The organism is Streptomyces sp. NPDC024632, assembly GCF_055559175.1.
Map to the genome: position 1 here is coordinate 188,995 of NZ_JBVHLD010000016.1, position 26,883 is coordinate 215,877.

The 26,883-nt window shown below is 73.8% G+C and carries 20 protein-coding genes, 1 rRNA gene and 1 pseudogene; 6 read left to right on the forward strand and 16 right to left on the reverse strand.

Features of this window, described 5'->3' with window-relative positions; genetic code table 11:
- Positions 1–84: 84 nt before the first annotated feature.
- The 3 genes from ACZ37P_RS29150 to ACZ37P_RS29160 all read right to left on the reverse strand — a co-directional run bounded on the left by ACZ37P_RS29150 (position 85) and on the right by ACZ37P_RS29160 (position 5,241).
- Positions 85–2,682, reverse strand: a complete 2,598-nt coding sequence (locus tag ACZ37P_RS29150) for a tetratricopeptide repeat protein (protein WP_467349354.1) — start codon at positions 2,680–2,682, stop codon at positions 85–87.
- 190 nt (positions 2,683–2,872) lie between these two features.
- The gene (locus tag ACZ37P_RS29155) at positions 2,873–3,496 is read right to left on the reverse strand and encodes an NUDIX hydrolase (protein ID WP_355333518.1); all 624 of its coding nucleotides are present in this window, start codon (positions 3,494–3,496) and stop codon (positions 2,873–2,875) included.
- 74 nt (positions 3,497–3,570) lie between these two features.
- Positions 3,571–5,241 (reverse strand): CTP synthase, encoded by a 1,671-nt coding sequence (locus tag ACZ37P_RS29160; protein ID WP_391048675.1) that lies wholly within the window; start codon positions 5,239–5,241, stop codon positions 3,571–3,573.
- A 591-nt stretch (positions 5,242–5,832) separates the two neighbouring features.
- Here ACZ37P_RS29160 and ACZ37P_RS29165 point away from each other — a divergent pair.
- On the forward strand, positions 5,833–7,650 hold the full coding sequence (locus ACZ37P_RS29165; RefSeq protein WP_391048613.1) for a glycoside hydrolase family 15 protein: 1,818 nt from the start codon (positions 5,833–5,835) through the stop codon (positions 7,648–7,650).
- Positions 7,651–7,671: 21 nt separating this feature from the next.
- Here the strand turns inward: ACZ37P_RS29165 and ACZ37P_RS29170 are convergent, their stop codons facing one another.
- The 7 genes from ACZ37P_RS29170 to ACZ37P_RS29200 all read right to left on the reverse strand — a co-directional run bounded on the left by ACZ37P_RS29170 (position 7,672) and on the right by ACZ37P_RS29200 (position 15,852).
- Positions 7,672–8,802 carry a glycosyltransferase family 4 protein gene (locus ACZ37P_RS29170; protein ID WP_467349369.1) on the reverse strand — a complete coding sequence of 377 codons (1,131 nt, stop codon included), beginning with the start codon at positions 8,800–8,802 and terminating at the stop codon, positions 7,672–7,674.
- A 141-nt stretch (positions 8,803–8,943) separates the two neighbouring features.
- The gene (locus ACZ37P_RS29175; RefSeq protein WP_391048616.1) at positions 8,944–9,789 is read right to left on the reverse strand and encodes a hypothetical protein; all 846 of its coding nucleotides are present in this window, start codon (positions 9,787–9,789) and stop codon (positions 8,944–8,946) included.
- A 760-nt stretch (positions 9,790–10,549) separates the two neighbouring features.
- Positions 10,550–12,301: a DNA repair protein RecN gene (gene recN, locus ACZ37P_RS29180; RefSeq protein ID WP_391048619.1), complete on the reverse strand. Its 1,752-nt coding sequence runs from the start codon at positions 12,299–12,301 to the stop codon at positions 10,550–10,552.
- A gap of 376 nt (positions 12,302–12,677) precedes the next feature.
- Positions 12,678–13,637, reverse strand: a complete 960-nt coding sequence (locus ACZ37P_RS29185) for an NAD kinase (protein ID WP_355333527.1) — start codon at positions 13,635–13,637, stop codon at positions 12,678–12,680.
- The gene (locus ACZ37P_RS29190; RefSeq protein ID WP_391048624.1) at positions 13,634–14,440 is read right to left on the reverse strand and encodes a TlyA family RNA methyltransferase; all 807 of its coding nucleotides are present in this window, start codon (positions 14,438–14,440) and stop codon (positions 13,634–13,636) included. The genes ACZ37P_RS29185 and ACZ37P_RS29190 overlap by 4 nt, the downstream gene beginning before the upstream one ends.
- Positions 14,441–14,450: 10 nt before the next feature.
- Entirely contained in the window at positions 14,451–14,765 is a 315-nt protein-coding gene (locus ACZ37P_RS29195) for a hypothetical protein (RefSeq protein WP_391048627.1), read from the reverse strand.
- Entirely contained in the window at positions 14,758–15,852 is a 1,095-nt protein-coding gene (locus ACZ37P_RS29200; RefSeq protein ID WP_391048630.1) for a histone, read from the reverse strand. Before ACZ37P_RS29200 ends, ACZ37P_RS29195 begins: the two co-directional genes overlap by 8 nt.
- A 161-nt stretch (positions 15,853–16,013) precedes the next feature.
- Here ACZ37P_RS29200 and ACZ37P_RS29205 point away from each other — a divergent pair, with 161 nt between their 5' ends.
- Positions 16,014–16,361: an SCP2 sterol-binding domain-containing protein gene (locus tag ACZ37P_RS29205; protein WP_467349371.1), complete on the forward strand. Its 348-nt coding sequence runs from the start codon at positions 16,014–16,016 to the stop codon at positions 16,359–16,361.
- 250 nt (positions 16,362–16,611) lie between these two features.
- On the opposite strand, the pseudogene ACZ37P_RS29210 reads toward ACZ37P_RS29205, so the two are convergent.
- The 3 genes and pseudogenes from ACZ37P_RS29210 to ACZ37P_RS29220 form a co-directional block, all read right to left on the reverse strand.
- Positions 16,612–17,409, reverse strand: a pseudogene (locus ACZ37P_RS29210) (ABC transporter ATP-binding protein); the annotation flags it as partial.
- Positions 17,410–17,663: 254 nt separating this feature from the next.
- Positions 17,664–18,698 carry a FecCD family ABC transporter permease gene (locus ACZ37P_RS29215; RefSeq protein WP_467349358.1) on the reverse strand — a complete coding sequence of 345 codons (1,035 nt, stop codon included), beginning with the start codon at positions 18,696–18,698 and terminating at the stop codon, positions 17,664–17,666.
- Positions 18,695–19,660, reverse strand: coding sequence for a FecCD family ABC transporter permease (locus ACZ37P_RS29220; RefSeq protein WP_401856360.1), 966 nt, complete (start codon positions 19,658–19,660; stop codon positions 18,695–18,697). The genes ACZ37P_RS29215 and ACZ37P_RS29220 overlap by 4 nt, the downstream gene beginning before the upstream one ends.
- A gap of 197 nt (positions 19,661–19,857) precedes the next feature.
- On the opposite strand from ACZ37P_RS29220, the gene ACZ37P_RS29225 reads away from it, so the two are divergent.
- Both ACZ37P_RS29225 and ACZ37P_RS29230 read left to right on the forward strand, forming a co-directional pair.
- On the forward strand, positions 19,858–20,901 hold the full coding sequence (locus ACZ37P_RS29225) for an ABC transporter substrate-binding protein (RefSeq protein ID WP_391048636.1): 1,044 nt from the start codon (positions 19,858–19,860) through the stop codon (positions 20,899–20,901).
- A gap of 4 nt (positions 20,902–20,905) precedes the next feature.
- Complete coding sequence (locus ACZ37P_RS29230) at positions 20,906–21,808, forward strand: siderophore-interacting protein (RefSeq protein ID WP_391048638.1); 903 nt, start codon at positions 20,906–20,908, stop codon at positions 21,806–21,808.
- Between the two features lie 204 nt (positions 21,809–22,012).
- Here ACZ37P_RS29230 and ACZ37P_RS29235 read toward each other — a convergent pair whose 3' ends face one another.
- On the reverse strand, positions 22,013–23,032 hold the full coding sequence (locus ACZ37P_RS29235; RefSeq protein WP_391048641.1) for an HAD-IIA family hydrolase: 1,020 nt from the start codon (positions 23,030–23,032) through the stop codon (positions 22,013–22,015).
- A 75-nt stretch (positions 23,033–23,107) separates the two neighbouring features.
- Here ACZ37P_RS29235 and ACZ37P_RS29240 point away from each other — a divergent pair, with 75 nt between their 5' ends.
- Positions 23,108–24,385: a DUF1015 domain-containing protein gene (locus tag ACZ37P_RS29240; protein ID WP_391048644.1), complete on the forward strand. Its 1,278-nt coding sequence runs from the start codon at positions 23,108–23,110 to the stop codon at positions 24,383–24,385.
- A 142-nt stretch (positions 24,386–24,527) separates the two neighbouring features.
- Here ACZ37P_RS29240 and ACZ37P_RS29245 read toward each other — a convergent pair whose 3' ends face one another.
- Positions 24,528–25,535, reverse strand: coding sequence for a hypothetical protein (locus tag ACZ37P_RS29245; protein ID WP_467349361.1), 1,008 nt, complete (start codon positions 25,533–25,535; stop codon positions 24,528–24,530).
- A gap of 30 nt (positions 25,536–25,565) precedes the next feature.
- Between ACZ37P_RS29245 and ACZ37P_RS29250 the strand changes: the two genes are divergently transcribed.
- Positions 25,566–26,690, forward strand: a complete 1,125-nt coding sequence (locus ACZ37P_RS29250) for a hypothetical protein (protein ID WP_467349363.1) — start codon at positions 25,566–25,568, stop codon at positions 26,688–26,690.
- 101 nt (positions 26,691–26,791) lie between these two features.
- Here the strand turns inward: ACZ37P_RS29250 and rrf are convergent.
- Positions 26,792–26,883, reverse strand: a 5S ribosomal RNA gene (rrf, locus tag ACZ37P_RS29255); the annotation flags it as partial.

A 26,883-nucleotide genomic window follows, 5' to 3' on the forward strand; every position in this document is an offset into this window, starting at 1 on the left:
AGGAAGACTCTCTGTCCAGCCTTACAAAGTGACCACTTTGGCCGAGACCATTGGCAGTTTCGTAGGTATACAGCGCGGCGATCGTCAGTTCGGCGCCGACTCGCCCTCGCTGAGCAGGCGGTTCGCGGCGGCGCGCTGGACCGTGGCACCGCTGGGATCGCCCAGCCGGTCGAGCGTGTCGGCGAGCCGCAGCAGGATCGCGCCCTCCAGCCGCCGCTCCCCCGCCTTGCGCGCCCAGTACAGCGCGTCGCGGCAGGTCCGCAGCGCGTCCTCCGGGTAGCCCGCGTACTCCTGCACCCGCGCGGCCTCGGTCAGCGCGCGGGCCTGCGCGCCCAGGTCGGCCAGCCGCCGGTACGCCCCGGCGGCGGCGCGCCATTCGCGCAGCGCGGGCCCGTACCGGCCGTCATAGGTGAACAGCGCGCCGATCCGGCCGTGCAGCCGGGCCTCGTGGAAGGTCTCGCCGCGTTCCTGGCGCAGCGCGAGCGCCCTGCCGTACCAGTCGGCGGCCCGCTGCGGGTCGTGCCGCTCCTGGTACGTACCGCCGAGGGCTTCCAGCACCCGGCCCTCGGCCTCCGCGTCGTCGCACTTGCGGGCCGCGCCCAGTGCGGCGCGGTACCGGTCGAGCGCCCGGTCGGAACGGCCCGCCGCCGCGTCCAGGTCGCCGAGATTGATCAGCGCCGCCGCCTTCTCCCGGTCCAGGCCGCGCCGCTCGGCGACGTCCAGGACCAGGCCGTGCAGTTCGTACTGCTCGGCCGCCATCGCGTTCCCGCCGGGGAAGGCGGCGAGCGCCTGCACCTGGGCGGCGATCAGCCGTCGGGCCAGGGTGTCCAGATCGCCGTCCGCGACGGCGACCCGCGCGGAGGCCAGCAGCGCGGGCAGCCGGGACCGCAGCCACTCGGCGGCCGTCGCGGGCGAGTCGAAGCTGAGGCTGCGCGGGCCGTCGTCCGGCAGCCGCATCCGCACGAGCGCCGAGCCGCACGACAGCAGCAGCCGTACGGTCCGCTCCAGCATCCTGGCCCGGGCCAGCCGGACCTCCTCCGGGCGGTCGCGGGATTCGAGCAGCCCGCGCAGCAGCGGCCCGAAGCAGCCGGGCAGGCGGTACTGCGGCGGCAGCTCGTCGCCCGTCACCGGACCCGGCGCCAGCAGTGCGCCGCCGACGAAGTCGTCGAGCGTGCTCTGCGCGGCGGCCACGGAACAGCCCGCGAGCGCCGAGGCGACCTGCGCGTCGACCATGCCCGCAGGTGCCAGCGACAGGAGTCGCAGCATCCGCGCGGCGGTCTGCGGCACGTCCTCGTAGACCAGCCGGAAGGACCGGACGAGTTCGCCCTGCGCGGTGGCGCGCGAGGGCGCCGTCCCGTCCGCTTCGGCCGAGGGCGCGGCGGGCGCGTCGGCCGAGACCGTACGCAGCCGGGTCGCGGCGTCCGCCACGGAGAGCGTCGGCCGGGCCGCGAGCCAGGCGGCGACCAGCCGCAGCGCGGTGGGGTGCCCGCCGATCTCCTGCACCAGGGCCTCGGCGGCGCGCGGGTCGCAGGTCACCCGGGTGGAGCCGATGCTGTGCGCGAGCAGTTCCACGGCGGCGGGCGTGTCGAGCCCGCCCAGCGTGCACGGCCGCACGTCCGGCACTCCGGGCAGCGGGCCGTCCGAGGTGACGACGACAAGACTGCCGGGCGCGTCGGGAATCAGCCCGTCGAGCTGATCGGCGCGCAGGACGTCGTCCAGGACGAGGAGCGTCTTGCGCGAGGTGGCGGCGGGGCCGCCGGACGGGGCGGCCGGGGCGGGAGCGGCGGGTGTTACGGGGGCGGCCGATCCGCCGGCTCCCGGAGTACGGGCGAGGGCTCGGCGGAGGGCGCGGACGGCCTGCTCGGCGGGTACGGGCTCCCCTTCCGGGGAGGTCATGCGCAGGAAGACCTGGCCGTCCGGGTAGTCCTCGGCCAGGTCTTCGGCCAGGCGCAGCGCGAGCGCGGTCCGACCGACGCCGGGGCGTCCGGCGACGAGCAGCACGCGCGCCCGCCCCTTCCCCTGCTTCCCGAGGCCCGGCCGTCCGATCTCCCCGCGCAGCTCCGCCAACTCCCTTTCCCGGCCCACGAATTGACCGTCGCCCCGGGCTCCCGCCCATACGGCGGCACCGACCCGCACCGTGACCTCGCCGGTCCGGCTCACCGGGCGGGCCGCGCCCGCGCCGACATCCGAAGGCGCGGCGGGCGCGGTCCCGGCCCTGGGGTCGGTCTTGGGGTCGGCCTTGCGATGAGGCGTGGGATCAGGCTTGGGGTCCGCCTCGACGTCGGCCCCGGTGTCCGCCCCGGACCCGTTCTCGGTTCCCGGCGCGACGGCGGCGGCGCGCTCGGCCTTCGCCGGACGCGCGGCCGGAGTGTCCGGTGCCGACTCGGACTCGGACTCGGGTTCCGGCTCGGCGTCCGGTCCGGCGGCGGTGCGTTCGGCTTTGGGGCCGGTCGCGGACGACGGCTCGGCGTCCTTCGCGGGCGACTGCTCCGGCCCGGACTCAACGTCGGTGACGGGCGGGGCCTCGGGGGCCGGGCCCTTGCGCGTCGGGGAGCCGGCGGAAGCCGACCGTCGGCGGCGGGCGCGCGCCTTGGCGGGTGCGGCGGCCGTGTCCGGTTCAGGTGCCGCCGGGGCGTCCGCTCCCGCAGGGGTCCCGTTGGGGTTCAGCGCCTGATCCGTCACGGCCTACGCTCCCGGCTCAGTGGGGTCGTCCGCGCGGGGCGCGGATGCGCGGGTACGCGGCTACGGCGACGAGCCTAGTTCACGCGGTCGGGCCGGTCCGGGGCTCCGACGCGGCCGACCGCGTAAATGATCACTCCATCGGATCATCGAGACCGATGAGGGAGCTGTGAAGAGGCTGGGGAGCGGACGGTCAGGGCGTGAAGGGCCGCGCGGGCCACGGCGACTCGGCGGGCCGCAGCGCGTCCAGACCGGCGCCGTTCATCGCGGCCTGGAGCGCGAAGACGCCCACGACCAGGCAATTGTTGTGCAGGTCGCCCGCGAGGATCCCGCTGACGAGGTCGGCGAGGGGGACGCGGGCCAGCTCCATGTCGGCCTCCTCCTCGGCGACCGCGAAGCGCTCGCCGTCCGCCTCGGAGACACCGCGCGCGAGGAAGATCCGTACCGCCTCGTCCGTACCGCCGGGGCTGGTGTAGACGTCGGTGAGGACCCGCCAGTCCTCGGCCTTGACGTGCGCCTCCTCGTACAGCTCGCGCTGGGCCGCGTGCAGCGGATTCTCGCCGGGGATGTCGAGCAGTCCGGCCGGGATCTCCCAGAGCTTCTGCCGTACGGGGTGCCGGTACTGGCGCAGTACGAGGACGCGGTCGGCGTCGTCGAGGGCGAGGACGGCCACCGAGCCGGGGTGGACCTGGTAGTCGCGGACGGCGGTGGTGCCGTCGGGCATGACCACCTCGTCCGTGCGTACCGACGTCTTCTTGCCGGTGAACGGCGTGGAGGTCACGGTGACCCGCCACTCCTCCTGAGTGTCCTTCAGCATGCTGCGCCTTCCGAGTCCGTGACCGTACCGAGTGACCGGGAGCGGGCGCCGGGCCCGCTCCCGTAACGCCGCCTTCAGCCCTGCCGCTCCTGCGGGTCCTGCTGCTGGCGCGCGACCGCCGCCTTGACCAGCCCGGCGAACAGCGGGTGGGGCCGGGTGGGGCGGGACTTCAGTTCGGGGTGCGCCTGGGTGGCGACCAGGTACGGGTGCACCTCGCGCGGGTACTCGACGTACTCGACGAGCTTGTTGTCGGGCGAGGTGCCCGAGAAGACGATGCCGGTCGCCTTCTCCAGCTCGGCGCGGTAGGCGTTGTTCACCTCGTAGCGGTGGCGGTGCCGCTCCTCGACGTACGGCTGGTCGCCGTAGACCTCGCGGACGATGGAGCCCTCGGCGAGCTTCGCCGGGTAGGTGCCCAGGCGCATCGTGCCGCCGAGGTCGCCCTTGCCGTCCACGATGTCGAGCTGCTCGGCCATGGTCGAGATGACCGGGTGTCCGGTGCCGGGGTCGAACTCGGTGGAGTTGGCGTCGGCGATCCCGGCGAGGTTGCGCGCGGCCTCGATGACCACGCACTGCAGGCCGAGGCAGAGTCCGAGCAGTGGGACGCGGTTCTCACGGGCGAAGGTGATCGCGGTGACCTTGCCCTCGACGCCTCGGTCGCCGAAGCCGCCGGGCACGCAGATCGCGTCCACGTCGCCGAGCTGCGCCGCCGCGCCCGCCGGGGTCCGGCAGTCGTCGGAGGTGACCCACTTGACGTGCACCTTCGCGTTGTTGGCGAATCCGCCGGCGCGCAGTGCCTCGGTCACCGACAGATAGGCGTCGGGCAGGTCGATGTACTTGCCGACCAGCGCGACCTTCACCTCGTGGGCGGGCTCGTGCACCCGCTTGAGCAGGTCGTCCCACTGGGCCCAGTCCACATCGCGGAAGGGCAGGTCCAGCCGCCGGACGACGTACGCGTCCAGGCCCTCGGTGTGCAGCACCTTGGGGATGTCGTAGATGGAGGGCGCGTCGATCGCGGCGACCACCGCGTCCTCGTCGACGTCGCACATCAGCGAGATCTTCCGCTTGATGGCGTCCGGCACATGGCGGTCCGCGCGCAGCACGATCGCGTCGGGCTGGATGCCGATGTTGCGCAGCGCGGCCACCGAGTGCTGGGTCGGCTTGGTCTTCAGCTCGCCGGAGGGGCCGATGTACGGCAGCAGCGAGATGTGCACCACGAAGACGTTGTCCCGGCCGACCTCGTGCCTGACCTGGCGGACCGACTCCAGGAACGGCAGCGACTCGATGTCGCCGACCGTGCCGCCGACCTCGGTGATGACGACGTCCACGTCGTCGGTGGCCATCCGGCGGATACGGGACTTGATCTCGTTGGTGATGTGCGGGATCACCTGCACGGTGTCACCGAGGTACTCGCCGCGCCGCTCCTTGGCGATCACCGTGGAGTAGATCTGGCCGGTGGTGACGTTGGCGGAACCCGCCAGATTGACGTCGAGGAAGCGCTCGTAGTGACCGATGTCGAGGTCGGTCTCGGCGCCGTCGTCCGTGACGAAGACCTCGCCGTGCTGGAAGGGGTTCATGGTGCCCGGATCCACGTTGAGATAAGGATCGAGCTTCTGCATGGTGACCCGCAGGCCCCGTGCCTTGAGCAGCGCCCCGAGGCTGGAGGCCGTCAGGCCCTTGCCGAGAGAGGAGGCCACACCACCGGTGACGAAGATGTGCTTCGTCGTGGATTTCGGCGCATTCTTCAGAAAAGCTGCCAAGAGGGGGCTCCCGTGGTCGCGAGGTGAGGGTCGGGACGGCGTTCGTGCTTGGGAGCGCCGTCGCGGCGGTTCAGTGGTTCATCCCACCGGCCCACGGGCTACCAGGGTATCAGCGACCCCGGCCGCCGAATGATGCGCCACGGCGGCCGGCGGTCACGACCGATGACTTTCGCCACTCCGGGCCGCCACCGCCCGGCCGCCGGACGGCCTCCGGACGGCCATCGGGCGGTCGCCCGGCGGTCTTGGTGAGGTCTTCGTGAGGTCTTCGGGCAGCTTTCGTGCGCTCTTCTGGCCGTCGAAGCGCCGTCGAAGGGCCGTAGTAAGGCCGTAGTAAGGCGTTGTAGCGCAGCCGCGGGGCCGTCGCGGAGCCGCCGCGGGGCCGGTACACCCGACCGGCGGAGCGAAGATCGCGGAGACATGCGCACGCCCTCCTCGGACGACGTATCCTGCACGGACGCATTGCTACGAGCCGACCGGCACGGCACTATCCCCGCCCAGTTCCCGGATCATGAGCTCGTCCAAAATCCCCAGACCGCAAGACCGTCCCCAGCGGGGGCGGCGCCTGTCGTTCGACTGGAGTTGCACGTGGCCGGGCTCATCGAGGACTACGCCCTCATCGGTGATATGCAGACCGCCGCACTGGTCTGCCGGGACGGCACGGTCGACTGGCTGTGCCTCCCCCGGTTCGACTCGCCCGCCGTCTTCGCCGGACTGCTCGGTACCGAGCAGCACGGCTTCTGGCGGCTCGGCCCCGCGCACGGCAAGGACGACCAGCCGCCGGCCGCGACGCGCCGCAGGTACCGGGGCGACTCGCTGGTGCTGGAGTCCGAGTGGGACACCGAGCGCGGCACGGTCCGTGTGATCGACTTCATGCCGCCGCGTGACGGCGCACCGCAGGTCATCCGGATCGTGGAGGGCGTGCACGGCCGCGTCCCGATGCGCTCCGCCCTGCGGATGCGTTTCTCCTACGGGCAGATCACGCCGTGGGTGCACAAGGTCGGCGACCGTACGGTCGCGGTGGCCGGGCCCGACTCCGTGTGGCTGGACACCGATGTCGACACCTACGGCCAGGATCTGACGACGTACTCCGAGTTCACCGTCGCTCCCGGCGACCGCATCGCGTTCACCATCAGTTGGGAGCCGTCGCACAAGCCGCAGCCCTCGCTGCCGGAGCCCGAGGCGTCGCTGACCGCCACCGAGGACTTCTGGCGCGAGTGGGTCGAGCAGTGTACGTACACCGGCCCGTACCGGGACGCGGTGGTGCGCTCGCTGATCACGCTCAAGGCGCTGACGTACGGGCCGACCGGCGCGATCGTCGCCGCGCCGACCACCTCGCTGCCCGAGGACATCGGCGGGGTCCGCAACTGGGACTACCGCTTCACCTGGCTTCGCGACGCCGCGATCACCCTGTCCTCGCTGCTGCGCACCGGCTACCGCGACGAGGCCCGCGCCTGGCGCGAGTGGCTGCTGCGCGCGGTGGCGGGCGACCCCGAGAACCTCCAGATCATGTACGGCATCGCGGGCGAGCGCGAGCTGGGCGAGAACGAGCTGCACTGGCTGCCCGGTTACGAGGGCTCCTCCCCCGTGCGGATCGGCAACGGCGCGGCCCACCAGCTCCAGCTCGACGTGTACGGCGAGGTCACCGAGGCCCTGCACCTGGGCCACATGACGGGCCTGGCCCGCAACGACTACGCGAGCGTCCTCCAGCTCAAGCTGATCCGCTACCTGGAGAAGCACTGGAACGAGCCGGACGAGGGCATCTGGGAAGTCCGGGGCCCGCGCCGCCACTTCGTGCACTCCAAGGTGATGGCCTGGGTCGCGGTCGACCGCACCGTCAAGCTCATCGAGTCCGGCGAGGTCGACGGCCCGCTGGAGCGGCTCAAGGAGCTGCGCGAGGACATCCACTACGACGTGTGCGAGAAGGGCTTCGACCGGGAGCGCAACACCTTCACGCAGTCCTACGGCTCCAAGGAGCTGGACGCCTCGCTGCTGCTCATCCCGCAGATGGGCTTCCTGCCGCCGGACGACAAGCGGGTCATCGGCACCATCGAGGCGATCCAGCGGGAGCTGTCGACCGAGGACGGCTTCGTCCTGCGCTACCCCGTCTCCAGCGGCGCCGACGGCGAGGAGAATCTGGACGGCCTGCCCGGCGACGAAGGGGCGTTCCTCGCCTGCTCGTTCTGGCTCGCCGACGACCTCGCGATGATCGGCCGGGTCGAGGAGGCGCGCAAGCTCTTCGAGAAGCTGCTGGCGCTCCGCAACGACCTGGGTCTGCTCGCCGAGGAGTGGGACCCGCGCCGCAAGCGCCAGGTCGGCAACTTCCCGCAGGCGTTCAGCCATGTGCCGCTGATCGACACGGCGCTGCGGCTCACCGCCACCGGCGCGTTCCGCGCGTAGCGGGTCCCGGACCCCGGTCCGTCAGACCTGCGTCAGCTCGTCGTAGACGCTGAGCACCTGGGCCACCGTGTCGTCCTCGGTGGGCCAGGTGGCGGCCTGGGCGCGGCCCGCCACGGACAGGGCGGTACGGCGGCCGGGGTCGGCGAGCAGGGTGACGACGACGCGGGCGAGGGCCGCCGCGTCGCCGTAGGGGACGAGGACGGCCGCGTCGCCGACGAGTTCGGGGGTGCCGCCGACGGCGGTGGCAATCAGCGGGACGCCCGCGTGCAGGGCTTCCTGGGCGATCAGCGGGCGGGCCTCCCAGCGGCTGGGCAGCACGACGAGGTCGGCGGCGGCGAGCAGTTCCGGCACGTCGTCGCGGCGGCCGAGCAGGACCACCGGGAGCTGTTCCGCCTCGATCCGCTTCTCCAGGGCCGCGCGCCTACTGCCCTCGCCCGCGACGGCGACCAGCGGCGGCGGTTCGAGACCCGTCCAGTGGGCGGCGGCGTCCAGCAGCAGGTCGTAGCCCTTGTGGGCTTCGAGGCGGCCGACGGCCAGCAGCAGCGGGCGGTCGATCGCGCCGAATTCGGCGCGGGTCTTGTGGGTGTGCCGCTCGCCGTCGCCGGGCAGGCGCGGCGGCGGGGCGACCGGGCGCGGTACGGCGGCCGGTGCCAGCCTGACGTCCTTGGCGCCGAGGTGGCGGGCCCGGTCGACGAGTTCGGCGCAGACGCCGAGGACGACGGTGGCGCCGCGTACCGCCCGGCGCTCCAGCCAGCGCAGCAGCGCGGCGCGGCCCGCGCCGTCGTGTTCCGCGGGGGCGCCGCCGTGCCAGGTGAGGACCAGTGGGGTGCTGCGGCCGCCGAGCGCGATCGCGGCCAGCAGTCCGGCGCGCAGGCCGTGCGCGTGGACGATTCCGGCGCCGGAGAAGACGGCGCGCAGGGCGGCGACGGCGGGCGCGTCGGTGGCGGCGGCGGCCCTGCGGCCGATGTCGAGGGGTACGAAGCGGGCGCCGGTGCCGGAGAAGGCGTAGTCGGCCTCGGCGGCGGGGGGCCCGCAGACGGTGACCGCGACACCCCGCGCCACGAGCCCGCCCGCCAGCGAGCTGACGTGCGCTCCCGACGTCGTGCCCATGACGTGCACGGCGTGGAGCTGCCCCTGGAAGGGGGTGGACATGCTGCTCACGCGGGGCACTGCTCCTGACTCGGCACGGGACGGCGGGTGTTGGCGGGTACGGGCAACCCCTCCAGGATGCCAGGCCGCACCCGCGGGTCACCGGTCACGGTCGCGCTCAGGCCCGCTCACCCGCCCTTGGGATCACCCATACGGGTGTGCCACGCGGCCCCAGGAGTCAACGTGCCGCACTCCGGGCGCGTTCCACAACCGCTCGTGGGAGGAGATCCGGTCGCCCGCGGCGGTCATCGCGATGAGCGCCGCCGCGTGCAGCAGCAGCCCGGTCCTGCCGTTGGCGACGACGATCGCCGCGCCCAGCGCCGCGCCGAGCGCGTGGGCGCCGCCGTCGCCGAGCATCGTCCGCTCGCTGAGGTCGTCGCCGAGTACGGCCGCCGCGGCGCCCACGGGGGCCGCGGCCAGCACTCCCGCGGGGCCGCGGCGCAGCAGGCCGGGCACGCCGACGGCGATGACCGCCTTCGCGGCGCGGCCGGGCGAGATGTCCACCAGGTTCACCGCGTGCGCGCTGCCCGCGATGACGACGCCCGCGAGCAGTTGGTCGAAGGGCCGCACCTTGAGCAGGGTGCCCGCGGCGAGCCCGGCCGCGCCGATGCCGAGGAGTTTCACGGCGCCCGAGGTGAACCGGCCCTCGCGCAGTGCCTTCAGATGCGCGCCGAAGCCGCGTTCGTCGGGCGAGCCGGCCTGGTCGTCGTAGGCCCCGCAGGCGCCCGCGGCCAGTGCGGCGCCGACGGCCGCGATCCGGGAGCGTACGGTCAGGCCGCGCGCGGTGCCCAGGGCGGTCGCGGCCCCGGCCGCGGCGGCCAGGCCGCCGTACAGCTCCACACCGCGCCCCGCGTAGTTGCTGCGCTGCCACATCCGGGCCTCGACCGGGGGCCGCCTGCGCAGCTCCGCGTAGGCCGCGCGGGTCGCACCGGCCGCCGCCATGCCGACGGACAGCCGTCCCGACCGCCCCTTCCAGCCACGCCTGCTCATCCCGCTGCCTCCACGTCGTCGCCGTCGTCCGCTCGCGGCCAACCGCCGCGCCCGGCTGCGCAATTACCCGGCCCGCACAGCCTTCCCCGCCACGCCCCCGGAAAGCCGTCTCCGCGCGCTCCCGCCGCGCGCGGCACATTATCCGACCGCGCCGATGTCCTCCGGACCCGGACCACCAAGGGCCCTCAGACCCGCCCGACCGACGCGCCGCGTCCGGCCCCGCCCCTGTCCCGGACCGCCAAGGGCCCTCCGCGGCCGAGGTGCCGTACCGCCCTCGCCGCACCCCGGCGCACCCGGCCTCCTTCGACAGGCCGCCACCCGACCGACCCTCACCCTCCCGCCGCCCGCCGCCCGCCGCCGCAACGACTGACGGCCACGCGCCCCCCGCCCGCCCGGGCGGTGCACCCGCACGTCGCCATCCGGACCTGCGGTCCCAGGCCCGCTCCTCGGGCAGCTCCGACCGGAACGGCCGGGCCTCAGCGCCACGGCTGACGCCCCCGGCGGCACCGGCCTGCCTCCGGACGGCCACGCGACCTCACGCCAGGACCGGCGGCGCAGCCGGACCTCGGCGTCCGGGCCCGCTCCTCGGACCGCCGCGAGACCCCGTCCACGTCCGAGCGGAGCGGTCGGGGCTCAGCGACACGGCTGGCGCTCCCGCCCCGGCCTGCGCCGGACCGCCGCGAGACCTTGGGCACGTTCGACCGGGGCGGTCAGGGGCTCGGCGACGCGGCTGGCGGCAGCGGGCCGGGGTGTCGGGGGGTCAGCGGGCCGCCTTGGCCGCGGCGAGGAGTTCCTCGGCGTGGGCGCGGCCCAGTTCGGAGTCCTCGAGACCGGCGAGCATGCGGGAGAGCTCCTTCACCCGGGCCTCGCCCTCCAGGATGGTGACGCCGCTGCGGGTGACGGACCCGTCGTTGGTCTTCTCGACCAGGAGCTGCCGGTCGGCGAAGGCCGCGACCTGCGGGAGGTGGGTGACGACCACGACCTGCGCGGTACGGGCCAGGCGCGCCAGGCGGCGGCCGACCTCGACGGCCGCCTTGCCGCCGACTCCGGCGTCCACCTCGTCGAAGAGGTACGTCGGCACCGGGTCGGACCCGGCGAAGACCACCTCGACGGCGAGCATGACGCGCGACAGCTCACCGCCCGAGGCGCCCTTGGCGATCGGCCGGGCCGGGGAGCCGGGGTGCGGGGCCAGTTGCAGCTCCACCTCGTCGGCGCCGGTCGGGCCGAAGGCCACGGCCCGGCCGCCCACCTCGATCCCGGCGTCGGGCTCGGCCGTCTCGGTCTGCCGGATCGCGACGCCGACACGGGCGTGCGGCATCGCCAGCTCGGCGAGTTCCGCGGTGACGGCGGCTGCGAAACGGTCCGCCGCCTCGCCCCGCGCGTCGGTCAGGTCCTGGGCGAGCGCGCCCAGCTCCGCGCGGAGCGCGTCCCGCTCCGCGGTGAGTCCTTCGATCCGCTCGTCGTCGCCCTCGAGTTCGCCGAGCCGCGCGGCGCTCTCCTCGGCCCAGGCCAGCACGCCGTCGATGTCGACGCCGTACTTGCGCGTCAGATGCGCCAGTACGGACCTGCGCTCCTCGACGGCCGCGAGCCGCAGCGGGTCGGCGTCCAGATTGTCGGCGTATCCCGCAAGCTCGCCCGAGACGTCACCGAGCAGGATGCCGATCTCTCCGAGCCGGGCCGCCAGGCCCGCCAGCTCCGGGTCGTGCGCGCTGACCGCGTCCACCGCGCGCTGCGCCCCCGCGACGAGGGTGCCCGCGTCCACGCCCTCCGGGTCCTCCGGGTTCCCCGCGAGCGCCGCGTGCGCGATGGCCGCCGCGCTCGCCAGCGCCTCGGCGTGGCCGAGGCGGGCCGCCTCGGCGGCCAGTTCGGTGTCCTCGCCCGCGACCGGCTCGGCCGCCGCCACTTCCTCGATGCCGAACCGCAGCAGGTCCGCTTCCTGCGCGCGCTCCCTGGCCCGCGTTGTCAGCTCGTCCAGCTCCGCGGCGACCTCCCGCAGCCTGCGGTAGGCCGACCCGTACTTCGCCAGCGGCGCCGCGACGGCGTCGCCCGCGTACCGGTCCAGGGCCTCGCGCTGCCGCGCCGGGCGCAGCAGGCCCTGCTGGTCGGTCTGGCCGTGCACGGCCACCAGGTCGTCCGCCAGCTCGCCGAGCAGCCCGACCGGGACGGTACGGCCGCCCACGAACGCCCGTGAGCGGCCTTCCGCCGAGACGGTACGGCTGATCAGCAGCGCGCCGTCGTCCAGCTCCGCGCCCGCTTCCTCCGCCCGTACGGAGGCCCGGTTGCCGGGGGCCATCGTTATCCGGCCCTCGACGGACGCCGCCTTCGCGCCGATGCGTACCAGCGCAGGATCGGCCCGGCCGCCCAGGAGCAGGCCGAGGCTGGTCACGACCATGGTCTTGCCCGCACCGGTCTCGCCGGTCACCGCGGTGAAGCCGGGTGAGAGTTCCACCACGGCGTCCTCGATGACCCCGAGCGACCGGATTCGCATTTCCTCCAACACGGGTACGACCATACGAGGTTTGCGCCCCGCCGCGCGACGGTCCCCTGCGGGGGGCGGTGCGCATCTCCGGGGCTCGGCCCCGAACGGGTCACCCTTGTGGAGTGGGCAACCGTCTTCCGAGGCGCGGTCCCGGGCCCTTCTTCGCCGGGGCGGCACACCGGCCTTTTCAGGGGCGGCTGGGGCTGCGCGGCCCGCCGAAGCGCTCCCGCGGGGCACCACCGGCCCCAGCGGGGCAGACCGGCTGTTCTCGGGCCGACGGCCCGGTGGGGGCTGGTCGCGCGGTTCCCCGCGCCCCTAAGAACCAGGCCCTGCGCAAGGGCAGCGTCCTGTCCTCACGCCCGCGACGGGCACCCGCCTGCGCGTATCGAACGGTCCGCCGTCAGGCGGGTTATTGGGGGGCGCCGCGCCATCCGGCGACGGGGAGGGCGAATTTGGCGACGAGACGGTCCGTGAAGGAGGCGTGGTGGAGCCGGGCCAGCCGCACGGGCACGGCGCCCCGGCGGACTTCGACGCGGGCACCGGCGAGAAGCTCGACGGTGCGGCGGCCGTCGCACCACAGGACGCCGTGCGGCGTCTTGGGCTGGACCTCGACGGCGAGGACGGAGCGGGGCGAGGTCACCAGGGGCTTGGCGAAGAGGGCGTGGGCGCTGATGGGCACCATCAGGAGCGCTTCGACCTCGGGCCAGACGACGGGCCCGCCGGCCGAGAACGCGTAGGCGGTGGAGCCGGTGGGGGTGGCGCAGACGACGCCGTCGCCGCCGAAGCGGGAGACCGGGCGGCCGTCGACCTCGGTGACGACCTCCAGGAGGCGTTCGCGGGACGCCTTCTCGACCGAGGCCTCGTTGAGCGCCCAGTCGGTGTGCACGATGTGCCCGTCGTTGCGGACCAGGACGTCGAGGGTCATCCGCTCCTCGACCTCGTACTCGCGGGTGACGACGCGGTCGACGACCTTGTCGAGGTCGTCCCGCTCGGCCTCGGCGAGGAAGCCGACCCGGCCGAGGTTCACGCCGAGCAGCGGCACCCCGGAGGCGCGGGCGAATTCGGCGCCGCGCAGCAGTGTGCCGTCACCGCCGAGTACGACGATCAGCTCGCAGCCCTCGACGGACTCGGGCCCCGGCTCCGTGACGTGCTCGACCTCGGCGGGCAGCGGCAGGTCCGCGGCCTCCTCGGCGAGCAGCCGTACGCCGATCCCGCACCTCAGCAGCCCCTTGACCACGCGTTCCGCACTGCGGATGGCGGCCGGGCGGCCGGTGTGGGCGAGCAGGAAGACGGTACGGGCGCCGCCCGGTCCGCACTGCGCGTCGCGTCCGGCTTCGGATCCGGTTCCGGATTCGGTCTTGGTGGTCAACGGGGCCCCTCCGCCACAGCACGGTCGACATCGGCCGGGTCCAGAGGAGGCGCACCGGCCCGCAGCCACAGAAAATATTCCACATTCCCGGACGGTCCGGGCAGCGGACTGGCCGTGACGCCCAGCACCCCGAGCCCCAGCTCCGCCCCCTGAGCGGCGACCTTGCGTACGCTCTCGGCCCGCAGCTGGGTGCTGCGGACGACGCCACCGCTGCCCAGTCGTTCCCTACCCACCTCGAACTGCGGCTTCACCATCAGTACGAGATCGGCGTCGGGCGCGGCGCACCGTACGAGCGCGGGCAGCACCAGACCGAGCGGAATGAACGACAGGTCGCCGACGATCAGGTCGACGGGGGTGCCGTCGATGTGGTCGAGCGTCAACTCGCGGACGTTCGTACGGTCCTTGACGGTGACGCGGTCGTCGCTCTGCAACGACCAGGCCAGCTGGCCGTAGCCGACGTCGACCGCGACGACCTCGGCGGCGCCCGCCCGCAGCAGCACATCGGTGAAGCCGCCGGTGGACGCGCCCGCGTCGAGCGCCCTGCGGCCCTCGACGGTCAGCCCGCGCGGCTGGAACGCGGCGAGCGCGCCGGCCAGCTTGTGGCCGCCGCGCGACACGTAGTCGGGTTCGTCGGCGTCCCGCGCCACCACCACGGCGGCGCTGGTCTCCACCTGCGTGGCCGCCTTCGTGGCGGTCGCGCCGCCGACGGTCACCCGCCCGGCGGCGATCAACTGGCTTGCGTGCTCCCGCGAGCGCGCGAGACTCCGGCGCACCAGCTCGGCGTCGAGTCGGCGTCGTGCCACCACGTACGGTTCAGCTCCTGTTCTCGTCCAGCGCGGCGAGTGCGTCCCGCAATCCGCGGTGCGCGTCCTCGTACACCTCTATGTGTCCCGCGGTCGGCAGTTCGTCGGCGTCCGACAGCCGGGCAACCGCCGCGTCCACGTCGGCATTCCCCGTCTCCCGCAGCACCACGCCGAGCGGTACGGGACCGGCCGCCTCCGGCAGGGCGTGAACGGCTCCGTACGCCGGTCCGACCGCGTCGGCGTCCTGCGCCGGTACGGCGTCCGGCGCCTCGTCGCCGTCCGGTGCCGGTGCGGCACCGGACGGCCCGAAATCGAGGTCACTCACCGCCGTTACCCGCCTCAGGCCCCGGTGCGGACTTCTTCGCGGGCGTGGCCTTCTTCGCGGCGGGCGCCTTCTTGGCCGCGGCCTTCTTCGTCGTGGCCGTCCTGGCCGTCGCCGACTTCTTCACCGCGGCGGTCTTCTTGACGGCGGACGCCTTCTTCGCCGCGGGGGCCTTCCTGGCTGCCGTCTTCTTGGCCACCGTCTTCTCGGGTGTCGCCTTCTTCGCCGTCGCCTTCTTCGCCGGGGCGGTGCCTTCCGGCTGTTCCGGCGTCGCGGGGGCCGCGGGCGCCGGAGGGGCCGCCTGGGCCGGGGTGGGCCTGGCCGGAGTGGTCTTGCGGGTGGCGGACTTCTTCGCGGGCGCGGTCTTCTTGGCCGCGGCCTTCTTGGCGGACGCGGTCTTCGTGGCGGCCGGGCCCGTACCCGCGGTGGCGGTCTTCCGGGTCGGGGCGGCCTTCTTCGCCGCCGGAGAGGCCGGGGAAGCCGGAGCGGCCGGAGAAGGAGTCGTCGCCGACTTCCTGGCCGCCGTCTTCCGCGCCGAAGGCGCCTTCTTCGCCGCCGCCTTGCGGACCGCGGTCGACGCCGTGCCCTTGGGAGCGGTCGCCGCGGCCGGGGCCGCCTTCTTCGCGGGCGCGGCGGCGGGCGCCGCGTCCGGCTCGACCTTGACGTGCTGGACCGGCGGGGCGGCGCCGCGCCGGGGAGCCGCCTCCGAGGGCCGGGCCTGCCCGGCACCGCTGTCGGCCGTGTCCTCGTCGGTGGACTCCAGGTTCCCGATGCGCCGTTCGAGCGTTTCGAGGACGACGCCGACCTTCGTCACTTCGTCGGCGAGGCGGCCGACCCGGCTCATCGTCTTGTCGACTTCGTCACGGATGAGTCCGAGCAGCAGGTCACGGTTGGCCCGGCCCGAGGCCATCAGCTCGTCGGCGAGGGTCTGGACTTCGGCCGGAATGGCGGAGCCGATCCTGCGCTGGACGGCGTCGACGTCTATTCCCGTCTGGTCGAGCAGCTCCCTCGCCGCGTCGATGGTGCGCCGCCGGGTGGCCTCGGTCAGGCCGCCCGCGATCTGTAGACAGGTACGCAGCGCGTCCCGCATCGCTCACACTCCTCGCCTCGCCGTTGACGTATCCGGTCACGACGCTACCGCGTATCGCGACCGCGGCCCGAGCACGGTGCCCCGCGGTGCTGCGGTAGCGTCGTCCGGACGTGCGCGCGGACCGCGCACGATCCGGCACGATCCAGAAGGACACCGCACCGATGGCGACGATCGAGGAGTGCCGCAGCGCGCTCGACCGACTGGCGGCGAACCTCGCCGACGCCGAGGGCGGCGTGCGCTCAGCCGCCGCCATGGACCGCTCCCTGAGCTGCCGGATCACCGATCTGGACGTGACCTTCGTGGGGCGGCTGTCCGGCGGCCGGATCAAGGATGTGACGACCGTGCCGGGCACGCCCGCCGACAAGGCGCAGATCAGGCTGACCATGTCGGGCGACGACCTGGTCGCCCTGGTCGGCGGCGAGTTGAACTTCGCCAAGGCGTGGGGCAGCGGCCGGGTCAAGCTCCAGGCCGGCCTGCGGGACGTCCTGCGTCTGCGGTCTCTGCTGTAAGCGGGCCGGGCGCGGAATCACCGGATCCGGATACGGAACCGGCTGCCGACGCGGAGTCACGCGCGGCACCTGACCCGGAATCCGACACCGTGCCCAGCCCCGAGCCTGGCACGGCATCAGACCCGGCCCCCGGCACGGAACCAGGCCCGGAACCGGGCACGGAATCGACGGGGTCGGAGCCCGTACCGGACTTGACGCCGGGAGCCGGTTCCGAGTCCTGGCCCGGCTCGGCGTCGGTGAGGGTCGCGCCGGCCGCCACCGCACCGGCCCGCCGCGCGGCGGGCACCACCAGCGGCGTACCGCTCTCCGGGTCCTCGATGATCCGGCAGCGCACCCCGAAGACCCGCTCCACCAGCTCCGCGGTGATGATCTCGGCGGGCGGCCCCTGCGCCTCGATCCGGCCGTCGCGCATGGCGATCAAATGAGTGGCGTAGCGCGCGGCCTGGTTGAGGTCGTGCAGGACGGCGACGAGCGTACGGCCGCGCTGTTCGTGGAGTTCCGCGCAGAGGTCGAGCACGTCGAGCTGGTGCTGGATGTCGAGGAAGGTGGTCGGCTCGTCGAGCAGCAGCAGCGGGGTCTGCTGGGCGAGGGCCATGGCGATCCAGACGCGTTGCCGCTGTCCGCCGGACAGTTCGTCGACATAGCGATCGGCCAGGGCGGTGACGCCGGTCGCCGCCATCGATTCGTCGACGATTCGCTCGTCCTCGGGCGACCACTGCCGCAGCAGCCCCTGGTGCGGGTACCGGCCGCGCGACACCAGCCCCGACACGGTGATCCCGTCGGGCGCCACCGAGCTCTGCGGGAGCAGCCCCAGCGTCCTGGCGACCGCCTTCGCGGGCAGCGTGCCGATGGCCTGGCCGTCCAGCAGGACCTGGCCCGCGGCCGGCTTCAGCAGCCGCGACAGCGCGCGCAGCAATGTCGACTTGCCGCAGGCGTTCGGTCCGACGATGACGGTGAAGGACTGGTCGGGTATGGCGACCGACAGCTCCTTCGCGATGACCCGCTGGTCGTACGCGAGAGTGACGGACTCGGCGGCGAGGCGGGTCATGCGGGACGCTCCGTGTTCTGCCGAAGGGGTTTGGCGGGTGGTGTCTGCCGGTGGCCGCGGCTGCTTCCGTCGGCCGCCGCGGCGCGGTCTCAGCCGCGCTGTGAGCGCCGTACGCTCGGGGCCGGCCGCGCCCTGCATACGCTCCGGGTCCGACGTGCCCTGCGTACGCTCCGGGTCCGACGTGCCCTGCGTACGCTCCGGGCCGACCGCGCTCCGCGCGTTCTCCGTACGCTCCTCGCGTTCCGTACGCGTCCTCATATCCGTCCGGCCCTCCGCTCCGCGATCAGCAGCCACAGCAGATAGCCGCCGCCGAGCACGCCGGTGGCGACACCGACCGGCACCTGGCCTGAGCCGAAGGCGCGTTGGGCGGCCAGGTCGGCGGCGACGAGCAGCGTGGCGCCCAACAGCGCGGACGACAGCAGCGAGACACCCGGCGAACGGGTCAGGCGCCGGGCCAGTTGGGGCGCGGTCAGCGCGATGAAGGCGATGGGGCCCGCCGCCGCGGTGGCGGACGCGGTGAGCAGGACGGCGCCGAGTACGACGATCAGCCGGGTGCGTTCCACGCGGACGCCCAGCGCCGCCGCCGCGTCGTCGCCCATCTCGCTGATCCGCAGCGCGCGTCCCTGGGACAGCAACAGGGGCATGAGGACGCCGCAGGCGACGAGCAGCGGCCAGACCTGGTTCCAGTCGCGGCCGTCGAGGGAGCCGGTGATCCAGACGATCGCGCGGGCGGCGTCCACGAAGTCGGCCTTGACCAGCAGATAGCTGTTGACGGCCGACAGCACGGCCGAGGCGCCGATGCCGATCAGCACCAGCCGGTAGCCGTGCACCCCGCGCTTCCAGGCCAGCACGTAGACGGCGATGCCGGTGAGCAGTCCGCCCGCGACCGCGCCGATGGAGACCTGGTAGGCGCTGCCCTTGAGCAGCACGATGACGATCAGCGCGCCCGCGGCGGAGCCCTGGCCGAAGCCGATGACGTCGGGGCTGCCGAGCGGGTTGCGGGAGACGGTCTGGAAGGCGGCGCCCGCCATGCCGAGCGCGGCGCCGACGAGCAGCGCCACGATCACCCGCGGCAGCCGCAGGTCGCGGACGATGAACTCCTGGGCGGCGGTGCCGTGTCCGGTCAGGGTGCGGACGACGTCGAGCGGGGCGATGGCGTAGTCGCCCGTGCCGATCAGGACGACGGAGACGGCGAGGGCCGCGAGCAGCAGGACGCAGGAGACGACGGCCGCGCGCCGGTCGAACCGGACGGACAGTCCGCCGCGGGTGCGCAGTACGGGTTCTCTCACAGTTCGGCCATCCTTCGGCGGCGTACGAGGGCGATGAAGACCGGTCCGCCGAGGACCGCGGTGACGATGCCGACCTGGAGTTCGGCCGGGCGGGTGATGAGCCGTCCGACCACGTCAGCGCCGAGCAGCAGCACCGGTGACAGCACGGCCGCGTAGGGCAGGATCCAGCGCATGTCGGGTCCGGTGATGCCGCGTACGACGTGCGGCACCATCAGGCCGATGAAGACGATCGGCCCGCAGGCGGCGGTGGCCGCGCCGCACAGCAGCGTGATGGAGATCATCACCAGCACGCGGGTGCGGGTCAGTTTGGCCCCGAGGCCGCGGGCGGTGTCGTCGCCGAGCGCGACGGCGTTGAGCGGCCGGCCGCTGATGAACGCGAGTACGGCGCCGGCCAGGAGGAACGGGGTCACGTAGCGGACGGTCGCCATGTCGGCGGCGGCGAGCGAGCCGACCTGCCAGAAGCGCATCCGGTCCAGGGCCGCGTTGTCGCTGAGTTCGACGGCGGTCGTCCAGCCCTGGAGCACGGCGGTGACCGCGGTGCCCGCGAGGGCGAGGCGGACCGGGGTCGCGGACCGGCTGCCGCCGATGACGTAGACCAGCGCCGAGACCACGGCCGCGCCGCCGAGGGCGAACCACACGTAACCGCTCATGCTGGTCACGCCGAAGAAGCTCATCGCGGAGACGACGGCCGCCGCGGCGCCCGCGTTGACGCCGAGCAGTCCGGGGTCGGCGAGCGGGTTGCGGGTGAGGGCCTGCATGGCCGCGCCCGCGACACCGAGCGCGGCGCCGACGAGGAGTCCGAGGACCGTACGCGGCAGCCGCAGTTTGCGGATCACCACGTCGTTGTCGGTGCCCGCGTAGTGGAACAGCCCGTGCCAGACCTGGTCGACGGGTATGTCCTTGGCGCCGATGGCGATGCTCGCGAGGGCCACGACGACCAGCAGGCCGACGGCGGCGAGCAGTCCGGCGGCGCGTTTCGCGTTCGCCCGCGCGACGCTGCCGCGGCGTTCGACGGCCGGTGGGCCGGCGACCTGCTGTCCGGTGACCGGAGCGGGTGGGGAGTGACGATCGACCAACACGGTGATTAGGTTAGCCTAACCTGGCCACCTCAACTCCGAGCAGAGCGGCTGTCTTGATGAATCCCCCTCGTTTCTCACCCATGTCCGGAATGTCGCGGCGCGGCGTGCTCGCCGTGGGCGGCTCCGTCGGTATCGGCGCCCTGCTCGCGGCTTGCGGCGGCTCCTCCGACAAGGACTCCAAGGACTCGGGCGCCGACTCCGGCGGCACGGCGGACTCCGGCGCCAAGACCCCCGCGGGCCCCTGGTCCTTCACCGACGACCGCAAGACCACGGTGAAGCTCGACAAGACCCCCGCCAAACTGGTCGCCTACGTCGGCGCCGCCGCCGCGCTGCACGACTACGGCGTCGAGTGCGTCGGCGTCTTCGGCCCGACCACGGTCAAGGGCGGCGGCGCCGATGCCCAGGCGGGCGACCTCGACGTCAGCAAGCTCACCGTGGTCGGCAACACCTGGGGCGAGTTCAACATCGAGAAGTACGCGGCTCTCTCCCCCCAACTGCTGATCAGCCACATGTACGAGGCGCCGACCCTCTGGTACGTGCCGGACGAGAGCGCCAAGAAGATCCTCGGCATCGCGCCCAGCGTCGGCATCAGCCTCAAGGGCGTCCCGATCACCACCCCGCTCCAGCGGTACGCCGAACTCGCCGCGTCCCTGGGCGCGGACATGAACTCGACCACCAACGCCGCCGCCAAGGCCCGCTTCGAGAAGGCGTCCGCCGATCTGCGCGCCGCCGCCAAGGCGTCCGGCGGCATCAAGGTGATGGCCGCCTCCGGCAGCGCCGACTCCTTCTACGTCTCCACCCCGCCCTCCGCGTCCGACCTCAGCTACTACAAGAGCCTCGGTGTCGACTTCATCGTCCCCGACAAGGTCGAAGGCGGCTTCTTCGAGACGCTGAGCTGGGAGAACGCCGACAAGTACAAGCCCGACATCATCATGCTCGACAACCGCACCGCGACCCTCCAGCCCAAGGACCTGGCGGCCAAGCCCACCTGGGCGCAACTGGCCGCCGTCAAGGCCGGACAGGTCATCGGCTGGCCGAGCGAGCCGATCTTCTCGTACGACAAGTGCGCCGCCCAGATCGAGGCGCTGACCAAGGCCATCGCCGGTGCGAAGAAGGTGAGCTGACGCCGTGTCCACCGCGCCCTACCTCTTCTTCCACCCCCGCGTCCTGCGCACCGAGCGGCTGTCGCCCACTCTGGTACGGATCGTGCTCGGCGGCGACGACCTGGCCGGCGTCGTGAGCGGCGGCCGGGACCAGCGCTTCAAGCTCTTCCTGCCGCAGCGGGGCCAGACCCGCCCGGTGCTGCCGGAACCGCTCGGCGCCGACTGGTACGCCGACTGGCGCGCCCTCGACCCCGACGTCCGCGGCATCATGCGGACGTACACGATCCGCGCGGTCCGCCGCGACCCGCTGGAATTCGACATCGACTTCGCCCTGCACGGCGACCTCGGCCCCGCCTCCCGCTGGGCCCAACAGGCCAAGCCCGGCGACCCGGTGAGCATCCTCGCCCCGGCAGGCGAGGACAACGGCGGCGTCGACTTCCAGCCGCCCGCCGGTACCGACTGGGTGCTGCTGACCGCCGACGAGACCGCGCTGCCCGCCGTGGCGAGCATCCTGGAGTGGCTGCCCGCGGGCATGCCCGTCAAGGTCTGGATCGAGGTCGCCCACCCCGACGACCGCATCCCGCTGACCACCGACGCCGACGCCGACATCACCTGGCTGGTACGGGAACACCCCGGCGCCGACCGCACCGCCGCGCTGCTGGCCGCCGTCCGCGACGCCGGGGACCTGCCCTCCGGCACCCCCTACGCCTGGATCGCGGGCGAGGCCGCCTCGGCACGCGCGCTCCGCCGCCACCTGGTCAACGACCGCGGCATCGACCGCAAGGCGATCAAATTCACCGGCTACTGGCGGCACGGCGTCACCGAGGACGACCTGCTGGCGGCGGCCGTCGCGCAAGCCGAAGCCGAGGCCGGAGCCGAGGCCGAGGCGGGCGCGAAGAGCGAGGCCACGGCGGACGCGGACGCCTGACCCGGCCGCGCGCCACGGGGCGCGCACCGCATGGCGCACCGCGTCAGGCGGGCGGGTGCGGCGCGGTCAGACGCGCCCGCGCGGGTCAGCCGGGCTCAAGTGCCGGGCCGGGCCCGCATCATGGAGCCCGCCTCAGAGCCCTGACCGGGCTCAGAGCGCCGGCCCGCCTCAGAGCCCCGGCCCGCCGCAAAGTCCCAGCCGGGCTCAAAGGCCCAGCCGCGCAAGTGCCTTGTCCGCGTCCAGGCCGCATGTGCCGTCGCCCGCCGACGTCCAGGCCGCGGCGCACAGCGCGCGCAGTCCGTCGAGCGCGTCGCCGTCACCGTCGAGCACGAGCGCGTCCGAGGCGGCGGAGGCGGTCCAACCCCCGCAGCGGAAGCCGCCGTCGGCCGCCGTGACCTCCGGCTGCGCGGCCAGCAGCCCGCGCAGGTCGGCGGCGACATACGTGGGACGGTGGCGCGGCTCGGCGGCGAGCAGGTGGGCCGCGTCCGTCACCCCGGTCAGTACGAGCAGCGAATCCACCTCGCCTGCGTACGCGCCCTCGATGTCCGTGTCGAGCCGGTCCCCCACCACCAGGGGCCGCTTCGCCCCCGTCCTGATCACCGTCTCGCGGTGCATCGGCGGCAGCGGCTTCCCCGCGACCTGCGGCTCACCGCCGGTCGCGATCCGTACGACCTCCACCGCCGCGCCGTTCCCCGGCGCGATCCCGCGCGCGCTCGGAATCGTCAGATCCGTGTTGGACGCGAACCACGGCACGCCCCGGTTCACCGCGTACGCCATCTCCCCGAGCTGCGACCACCGCAGGTCGGGCCCGTACCCCTGCACGGCCGCCACCGGCTCGTCGTCCGCCGACTCCACCGGCCGCAGCCCGCGCTCGCGCAGCGCCGCGAACAGCCCCTCGCCGCCCACCGCGAGCACCTTCGCCCCCTCCGGCACCTGATCGGCGATCAGCCGCGCCACCGCCTGCGCCGAGGTGATCACCTCGGCGGCCTCCGCGGGCACCCCGAGGTCCGTGAGGTGCTCCGCGACGGCCTGCGGCGTACGCGAGGCGTTGTTCGTCACGTAGGCGAGACGCATCCCGTGCCCGCTCGCCGCGGCCAGCGACTCGACCGCGTGCGCGATGGCGTCACCGCCCGCGTACACGACCCCGTCGAGGTCGAGGAGCGCCGTGTCGTACGCCGTGTCCAGCGGTCCTTCGGTGCCGTTCGGACTGGTCCGGTGGGTCATGACGGGCTCGCTCCTCGGGGTGTCGTCGATGACCCCGATCATCCCTCATGGCCGCCCCGGACATAGCATGCGCTGATGACCAACTCCGGACTCAACGGCGAGCACGGCCTGCGTCTGAAGCCCTTCCGCGGGCTCCGCTACGTACGACAGCGCGTCGGCAGCCTGGCCGCGGTGACCTCACCGCCGTACGACGTCGTCGTACGCCCCGACGGCCAGCGGCGGTTGGAGACGGCCGACCCGCACAACGTCGTCCGGCTCATCCTCCCCGAGGCCGAGACACCGGCCGCCCGGCACGGCAAGGCCGCCAGGACCCTCACCGCCTGGCTCGACGAGGGCGTCCTCGCCGCCGACCCGCTGCCCGCCCTCTACGTCTACGAACAGCGCGACGGCGACCACCTCCAGCGCGGGGTGATCGGCGCACTGCGGCTCACACCGCCGGAGGACGGCGTCGTCCTGCCGCACGAGGACGTCATGCCCGGCCCGGTCGCCGACCGCGCGGCCCTGATGCGCGCGACCGGCGCCAATCTGGAGCCGCTGCTGCTGTCCTACCGCCAGGGCGACGCGACGGCCGCCGTCATCGACCGCACCGCCGCCGACGCCGAGCCGCTGCTGGCCACGGTCACCGAGGACGGGGTACGGCACCGGCTGTGGGCGCTCACCGACCCCGCCGACCACGCGGCTGTCGAGGCCGATCTCGCGTCCCACCAGGCCCTGATCGCCGACGGCCACCACCGCTGGGCGACCTACCGGCTGCTCCAGTCGGCCCACCGCCCCGGCACCCCCTGGGACTACGGCCTCGTCCTGCTGGTCGACACCGCCCGCTACCCGCTGCGGGTACGTGCCATCCACCGCGTCCTGCCGCGGCTGCCGCTGGCCGACGCACTGGAGGCCGCCCGCACCACCTTCCGCGTACGGCCGCTGCCCGGTCCTTCGCTGGACGGCGCGCTCGACGCGCTGGCGCAGGCCGCGGACGACGGCAACGCCTTCCTGCTCGCGGGCGACGGCGGCTTCCACCTGCTGGACCGGCCCGACCCGGCGGCCATCGAGCGCGGCGTACCGACCGACCGCCCCGCGCGATGGCGCCGCCTGGACGCCGCCGTCCTGCACAGCCTGCTGCTCGACGATGTCTGGAAGGTCCCCGACTCCCCCGAGGACATCCGCTACATCCACGACACGGCCGCCGCCGTCGGCCTCGCGGAACGGCTGCACGGCACGGCCGTCCTCATGCACCCGGTGCACGAGGACGTCGTCCGCGACCTCGCCCGCCAGGGCGTGACCATGCCTCGCAAGTCCACGTCCTTCGGCCCGAAACCGGCGAGCGGACTAGTGATGCGCAGCGTAGAACTCGACTGATCCGGCGCCTCGTCCGGGTCGGGGCGGAGCCGGGTCGGAGGTGGGGCGGAGTCGAGGCGCGGCCGGGTCGTAGCCGGGCATACGAAAGGGCGGCACCCGCGGTGTGCGGATGCCGCCCTTTCACGTGGGACGCGTGCGGGTGTCAGTCCTCGTCGTCGCTCTTCGGCTCGCCGTGTGCGGCGGGCTCGCGGAACGGCGAGTCGAGGAAGGAGGACGGGGCGGCGCCGTCGGCCGCCTCGGCCTTCTGCTCGGCCTTCTCGGCGTCGTCGGAGCCCTCTGCGTCGTGGGCGCCTTCGTCGTCGTCCTCGTCGTCCGAGTCGTCCTCGTCCTGCGCGGACTCGTCGGTACCGCCGACGGGCTCCTCGGAGGTCTCGGAGGTCTCGTCGTCGTCCTCGTCGGAGACGTCGTCGTCCGAAACGTCGTCGTCCGAAACGTCGTCGTCCGTGTCGTCGGCGTCGTGCTCGTCGTCCGCCGCCTCGTCCGCCGTGTCCGGCCGCTGGGGCTCGGACTCGGACTCGGCCGCGTCGTCCTCGTCGATGGCGTCGACGAATTCCACGCCGTCGAGCTGGGCGAGGCGGTCGGAGGCGTCGGTGGTGCCGTTGTGGTCGGCTTCGAGCGCCTTCGCGAACCAGTCGCGGCCCTCGCGCTCACGGCCGACGCGCAGCAGCGCGTCCGCGTAGGCGTACCGCAGGCGGGCGGTCCACGGGTGCACGGCGTTGGACGCCAGCTCGGAGCTCTGGAGGGTGACCACCGCGGCCTCGTCCTGGCCCATGTCCTGCCGGGCCCCGGCCGCGACCAGGCGCATCTCGACCTGGCCGGCCTTGTCCAGCTTGTGCACCTCGGGGGCGCCCGCCATCTCCAGCGCGCGCTCCGGACGGCCGAGACCGCGCTCGCAGTCCGCCATCACCGGCCACAGGTCGACGGTGCCGGTCATCCGCCGGGTCGCCCGGAATTCGGCCAGCGCCTCGGCGTACCGCTCACTGGCGTACGACGCGAAGCCCGCCGCTTCCCTGACGGCCGCGACGCGGGACGCGAGACGCAGCGCGACGCGCGAGTACGCGTACGCCTGCTCGGGCTCCTCGTCCAGCAGCCGGGCCACCATGACGAGGTTGCGCGCCACGTCCTCCGCGAGCGTCTTCGGCAGACTCATCAGCTCCTGGCGCACGCTCGGGTCGATCTCGTGGCCGGTGACCTCGTCAGGGATCGGCAGCCTGCGGACGGGCTCCCGCTCCTCACGGCGGTCGTCCCTGCCCCGGTTCTCGAACCGGCCGCGGCCTTCGACCACGGGGCGACGCCCCTGGCCGCCACGGTCCCGGTCGTCGTCCCGGCGCGGGCCACGCGGACGGTCGTCACGGCGGTCATCGCGACGGTCGTCGCGGGGCCGGTCGAAACGGGGACGGTCGTCGTCGCGGCGCGGACCGCGCGGGCGGTCGTCACGCGGGCCGTCGAAACGGGGCCGGTCGTCGCGGGGCCTGTCGTCCCTGCGGAACCCGCCACCGCCGCCACCGGGGCGGTCGTCACGCGGGCGGTCGTAGCGCGGCCGGTCCTCACGGGGACGGAAGCCGCCGCCGGACCGGTCGTCGCGCCGGTCGTCACGGGGCCTGTCGAAGCGGGGGCGGTCGTCACGGGGCCTGTCGTCACGGGGACGGTCCTCGCGCGGGCGGTCAAAACGAGGCCGGTCGTCACGCGGGCGGAAGCCACCGCCGCCACCGCCGGAGCGGTCGTCGCGGGGGCGGTCCTGACGGGGGCGGTCGTCCCTGGGACGGTCGTCGCGGGGGCGGTAGCCGCCGCGGTCGTCCTCACGGCGCGGGCCACGGGGACGGTCGTCACGCCGGTCGTCACGCGGACGGTCGTCACGACGGAAACCACCGCCACCGCCGGGACGGTCCTCACGCGGACGGTCAAAACGAGGCCGGTCGTCACGCGGGCGGAAGCCACCGCCGCCACCGCCGGAGCGGTCGTCGCGGGGGCGGTCCTGGCGCGGACGGTCGTCGCGGGGGCGGTCGTCACGGGGACGGTAGCCGCCGCCGGCCGGAGGACGGCCACCACTGTCGCGGCGGTCGTCGCGCGGGCGGTAGCCGCCACGGTCGTCTTCGCGGCGCGGGCCCCGCGGACGGTCGTCACGTCGATCGTCGCGACGGAAGCCGCCGGTGGGACGGTCACCGTCCCGCCGCGGACCGCTGCTGCGGTAACCCCCGCGGTCGCCGCCGCCGTTCGGGCGCGAGTCCCGGCGTTCGGGACGCTCGGGCCGGTCTTCAGGCGAGTTGGGCATCGACGTGACTCCTGTCGGATCGTACTGCTGTAGTGCGAGTCTCTCGCCATGACGGAGAGGACGCGCACCGAAGAACAACGAAAAAAGACCCCCGGTCCCAGCGCTTAGGCCAGGACCGAGGGTCCATAAAGATTGTTCGGCGGTGTCCTACTCTCCCACAGGGTCCCCCCTGCAGTACCATCGGCGCTGAAAGGCTTAGCTTCCGGGTTCGGAATGTAACCGGGCG